3 protein-coding genes are annotated in these 4,525 nt (G+C 66.4%); 1 reads left to right on the forward strand and 2 read right to left on the reverse strand.

The genetic code is table 11. The features are described from left to right. Positions 1-59 precede the first annotated feature (59 nt). Positions 60-1,277 (reverse strand): formaldehyde dehydrogenase, glutathione-independent, encoded by a 1,218-nt coding sequence (gene fdhA / locus RUH65_RS15305; protein ID WP_313818498.1) that lies wholly within the window; start codon positions 1,275-1,277, stop codon positions 60-62. Between the two features lie 241 nt (positions 1,278-1,518). Here fdhA and purU point away from each other — a divergent pair, with 241 nt between their 5' ends. Continuing rightward, entirely contained in the window at positions 1,519-2,391 is an 873-nt protein-coding gene (purU, locus tag RUH65_RS15310; protein WP_313818499.1) for a formyltetrahydrofolate deformylase, read from the forward strand. A 157-nt stretch (positions 2,392-2,548) separates the two neighbouring features. On the opposite strand, the gene RUH65_RS15315 is transcribed toward purU, so the two are convergent. Then, the coding region (locus RUH65_RS15315; RefSeq protein ID WP_313818501.1) for a BCCT family transporter at positions 2,549-4,525 on the reverse strand (1,977 nt) is incomplete at its 5' end.

Here is a 4,525-nt window from a genome sequence, read left to right on the forward strand (position 1 = left end):
CCCCCCCCCCCCCCCCCCCCCCCGCTACCGTCCGGCAGCCCCCGCGCGAGCCGGCGGGGTCAGTCCGTGAGATACCCGTTGGGGTTGAGCACGAACTTCGTCGCCGCGCCGGCGTCGAACTCGGCATAGCCGCGCGGGGCGTCCTCAAGGGAGATCGCCTTCGCGTTGACGGCCTTCGCGATCGGCGCCTTGTCGTGCAAGATCGCCATCATCAGCTGGTGGTTGTACTTCATCACCGGGCACTGCCCCGTGGCGAAGGACAGGGACTTGGCCCAGCCCGTGCCCAGCGAGAGGGACAGCGAGCCCTTCTTCGCGGCTTCGTCCACGGCTCCGGGATCGCCCGTGACGTACAGACCCGGGATGCCGAGGGAACCGCCGGCGGTGGTGATGTCCATGAGGGAGTTCAGGACCGTCGCCGGAGCCTCGTGGCTGGCATCCTTGCCGTGCCCACGGGCCTCGAAACCGACGGCGTCGATGCCGCTGTCCACCTCGGGGACGCCGAGGATCTGCTCGATCTGATCCTGGAGCGCGCCTTCGCCGACGTTGACGGTCTCGCAGCCGAAGCTGCGCGCCCGCGCCAGGCGGTCCTCGTTCATGTCCCCCACGATCACGACGGCGGCACCGAGCAGCTGCGCGCCCATGGCCGCGGCCAGGCCGACGGGTCCCGCTCCTGCGACGTAGACGGTGGAGCCGACACCCACCCCGGCTGAGACGGCGCCATGGAAGCCCGTGGGGAAGATGTCGGAGAGCATGGTGAGGTCCATGATCTTCTCCAGCGCCTGATCCCGGTCCGGGAACTTCAGCAGGTTCCAGTCGGCATAGGGGACGAGGACGTACTCGGCCTGTCCGCCGACCCAGCCTCCCATGTCCACATAGCCGTAGGCACTGCCCGGACGGTCCGGGTTCACGTTCAGGCAGATGCCGGTCTTGCGCTCCTTGCAATTGCGGCAGCGGCCGCAGGAGATGTTGAACGGGACGGAGACGATGTCGCCAACCTTGATGAACTCGACGTCGGGGCCGACCTCCACCACTTCACCGGTGATCTCGTGCCCCAGCACGAGGTTGGCCGGGGCCGTGGTCCGGCCGCGCACCATGTGCTGGTCCGAGCCGCAGATGTTGGTGGCGACGGTCTTCAGGATGACCCCGTGGGGAACCTTGCGCCCCACGTTGGCGGGGTTCACCCCCGGGCCGTCCTTCAGCTCGAAGGTGGGGTACTCGGTGTCGATGACCTCAACGACGCCCGGTTCCTTGTAGGCGACGGCACGATTTCCTGGCATGTCTGTTCCTCACTTCTGTGTCTGTGTTTCAGCGGGACGCCACTGACCACGCGGTTCACGTATCCAGGTGAGTTCCCCTGCTGGGTCCACGCCCTGCAAGGCCAACTCGTCCTGTCCAACCGTTGACGTGACTGTGACCCACATCATACCTTTGATTCCATCCTGGTATATCAGTTCGCGATTTTGGGTCTATCAGGAAGATGCTTGCCGAAAGTGTGAGTACCAACAGATGGAGTAGACAGTGGCTGAGACCGATCGTGACCACGTACTGGCCTTCGACAGCCCGGAGAAGCCGGGGATCGTCCATGCACTCACGGGAGTCCTGCTGGAGCATGGCGGCGACATCGTGGAGCTGAAGACCTTCGACGACCCCCGGGCGGCACACTTCTTCGCCCGTGCGCACTTCCGTCTCGGCGACGGGGTGAACGGGACGGCCGCCGTGGCGGCGGTCCGGAGGGACATGGAGATTCTTGCGGCGGAGCACGGGGCCCGTTGGGATGTTTGGCCGTCCGGCCAGCGGCGCCGCGTGCTCATCATGGTCTCGAAGTTCGATCACTGCCTCAATGACCTGTTGTACCGCGCCCGGATCGGGGAGCTGCCGGTAGAGATCGCGGCCGTGGTCTCCAATCACCAGGACCATCAACGGTCGGTGGAGTGGCACGGCATCCCCTTCTTCCACATTCCCGTCACGCCGGAGAACAAGCCCGAGGCGGAGCAGCGGTTGCTGGATCTCACCGACCGGTTCGAGATCGACCTGGTGGTGCTGGCGCGCTACATGCAGGTGCTCTCCGACTCTTTGGCCACCAAGATGGAGGGCCGCATCATCAACATCCACCACTCCTTCCTGCCGTCCTTCAAGGGCGCGAAGCCGTACCACCAGGCCTTCGACCGGGGCGTGAAGACGGTCGGCGCCACGGCGCACTACGTCAACAGCGAGCTGGACGAGGGGCCGATCATCGCCCAGCAAGTGGTCCAGGTGGACCACACCCACGGCCCGGAGGAGCTCGTGGCGGCCGGGCGGGACACGGAGCGCAAGGCACTCTCCGACGCCGTCCGCTGGCACTGCGAGGGGCGCATCATGCTCCACCAGGGCCGGACGGTCGTCCTGCGCTGACCGGCGCCAACCGGCAGAAGCCCCTCGCGTCAGTGAGCCCTGGGCCCCCCCAGCTGCACGATGTGATGAACCCCCCGTCCCAACGGACGAGGGGTTCATGACGTCGTGGCTCCAGAAGCCGGATGGCCGAGGAGGCTGACCACCAGACGGTGGAGGATCAGACCCGCTGACCCACACTGTCCGGATCCTCGAGGTCGTCCATCACGTCGACGTCGTTGTCCGTCACCTCCTCGTGATGCCCACCCTGGTCCAGGAACTCCTGGGAGGACTCGAACTCGGGAGTGTCGAAGACCTCACCCGCCAGGGGATCCTCAGCGGCGGCCACCATGTGGATCACCCCCGTTTCCGGATCCGTGACGGTCTCGCTCGGAGGCACGTGGCGGAAGGTGATGATCTGGGTCTCGCTGGAACCGTTCTCATTCCGGCCCTGCACCGGTAGTCCCGCGAGAGCGGTGGCCGCTCCACCGACACCGTGCAGCGGGCTTCGCTCCCCCTTCCGCGATCCCTCGGGATGGTCTCCGTTGCCGGAATTCCTGGACTCCGCGTCCTCCGCTCCGGCCACGGGTGCATCAGAGGTGTTGATGACCTCCATGTAACTCGGCATGGTCGCGATCTCGTGCCGGAAGGCACGCAGCAGGGAGACGCACGTCAGCACCATGATGATGGAGAACGGTGCGGCGGTGGCGATCGAGAGCGTCTGCAGGGCGGTGAGGGCGGCGTCACCGCCGACCACCAGCAGGACGGCCGCGGCGACGCCCTCGAGCAGGGCCCAATACGTCCGGGTCGAGGCCGGCGTGTTCGTGCTGCCGCCGCTGGCGAGCATGTCGATGACGAGGGAGCCGGAGTCGGACGAGGTGACGAAGAAGAATACGATCACCAGCATCGCGGTCACGCTGAGCACGATCGCCCACGGGAAGGCATCCAGGAAGGCGAACAGGGCTGTGGTGCTGTCCACCGCACCGTCGACCACCAGCTCGGCGGTACCCTCGCGCTGGAAGAGGATGGCGCTGTCGCCGAAGATCGTGAACCAGAGCAGGCTGGCCAGAGTCGGGGCCAGCAGCACGCCCACGATGAACTGCCGGATGGTCCGGCCTCGGGAGATGCGGGCGATGAACATGCCGACGAAGGGCGCCCAGCTGACCCACCAGCCCCAGTAGAAGATGGTCCATCCGTTCTCCCATCCGTCCTCGGAGAGCGGCCCCGTATGGAGCATGGCGTCCGGCAGCAGCGAGACGTAGGCACCCAGGTTGTCAGGGAAGGCCTTGAGCAGGAACAACGTCGGTCCCAGGATGAAGATCGCCAGCGCCAGCAGCGCCGCCAACGTCATGTTGATGTTGGAGAGCCACTTCAGGCCCTTATGGACGCCGGAGACGACGGACCAGACGGCGATGAGCGTGATGCCGGCGATGAGGACGATGATCAGCCATGTGGAGCGTTCGGCCCAGCCGAGGAAACTCAGACCGCCGATGATCTGCTCGATGCCGAACCCGAAGGAGGTCGCGATGCCGAAGAGGGTGCCCACCACGGCGACGGTGTCCACGGCGTGGCCGATCCAGCCCTCGACGCGCCGGCGTCCGATGAGGGGCTCGAGCAGCCACCGCACGGCCAGCGGTCGTCCGCGGCGGAAGGACATGTACGCCAGACCCAGACCGACGATCGCATAGATCGCCCAGGGATGCAGACCCCAGTGCAGCATGGTCAGGCCCATCGAACCGCGCGCGGCGTCGGCGGATTCCGGCTCGTTCCCGAACGCTTCGGGCGGCAGCGCGTAGTGGCTCAGCGGCTCCGCCACCCCGAAGAACACGAGCCCGATGCCCATGCCGGCGCTGAAGAGCATCAGGAACCAGGACACGATCCCGAACTCCGGATGCTCGTCGTCCCGGCCCAGCCGGATCCGGCCGACCTTGGACGCTGCCACGTAGACGGCAAAGATGAGGAAGATGTTCACCGCGATGACGTACCACCATCCCACACCGTCCGTGATGGCGGTGTTGAGCTGAGTGGTCGCGTCTACCAGGGCGTCCCCGGAAACCCGCCCGAAGATCACCACGAAGAGGATCAGAGCCACGATCACCACGGAGGCAGGGATGAAGACCGGCTTCAGGATCGTGTCCGCCGCGCGGGGACGCGGCGG

This window comes from Citricoccus sp., from assembly GCF_032154715.1.
Lineage (GTDB): Bacteria > Actinomycetota > Actinomycetes > Actinomycetales > Micrococcaceae > Citricoccus.

Bases quoted from the DNA above. Each gene is read 5' to 3' on its own strand.
- fdhA (WP_313818498.1), bottom strand. From the start codon at position 1,277: ATGCCAGGAAATCGTGCCGTCGCCTACAAGGAACCGGGCGTCGTTGAG.